Source organism: Leucobacter sp. M11 (genome assembly GCF_035726885.1).
Lineage (GTDB): Bacteria > Actinomycetota > Actinomycetes > Actinomycetales > Microbacteriaceae > JAPFRB01.
In genome coordinates, this window is record NZ_JAPFRB010000003.1 from 668,365 (window position 1) to 669,109 (window position 745).

At 75.6% G+C, this 745-nt stretch carries 2 protein-coding genes; both read left to right on the plus strand.

Annotated elements, in window-relative coordinates:
- Positions 1 to 191, plus strand: a 191-nt coding sequence (locus OOT08_RS11585; RefSeq protein ID WP_325092782.1) for a hypothetical protein, incomplete at its 5' end; no start/stop codon positions are given.
- The gene (locus tag OOT08_RS11590; RefSeq protein WP_325092784.1) at positions 188 to 631 is read left to right on the plus strand and encodes a cytidine deaminase; all 444 of its coding nucleotides are present in this window, start codon (positions 188 to 190) and stop codon (positions 629 to 631) included. The genes OOT08_RS11585 and OOT08_RS11590, both read left to right, overlap by 4 nt.
- Positions 632 to 745: the final 114 nt, after the last annotated feature.

Consider the following 745-nt stretch of genomic DNA (forward strand, 5'->3'; position numbering starts at 1 on the left):
CCGACACCGACGCGCTCCGCGCAAACTGGCGGGAGGGCCACCGCTTCGAACCGAGCATGGACCCCGAGGAGCGCGCCCGCCGCCTCCGGCTCTGGGAGAAGGCCGTCACGCGCTCCCTCGACTGGGTGGACGAGGACGTCCGGGCGGACGAGGCGCTCGCCGCCGAGGGACACCCGGGGGCCCGGCCGTGACCGGCGGCACCGCGCAGCCGGGTCCGGGCGGGGACGCCCGCCCCCGCCCGGAGGACACGGACTGGGCGGCGCTCCGCCGGGCCGCGAGCGCGGCGATGCGCCGGGCCTACGCCCCCTATTCCTCCTTCCCCGTCGGCGCCGCGGCCCTCGTGGACGACGGCCGGGTGATCACCGGGTGCAACGTTGAGAACGCCAGCTACGGGCTGACCCTCTGCGCCGAGTGCGTGCTCATCGGTCAGCTCGCCCTCGGCGGCGGGGGCAAGCTCGTCGCATTCAGCTGCGTGAACGGCGCGGGAGAAACGCTCATGCCCTGCGGGCGCTGCCGCCAGCTCCTGAGCGAGCACGCGGCGCCGGGCATGCTCCTCGACACGGTCTCCGGCATCCGGACGATGGCCGAGATCCTCCCGGATCCCTTCGGCCCCGGCGCGCTCGCTTCCTGATCCGAGCCACCGCCGTTCGTCGCCGCCCGGCGCCCCTTACTCCCGGGACGAGCGTCGTCGGATCCAGCCGCCGGCCGCGAGCAGCGCGACCGCGACGACGATGATCCAGGGCAG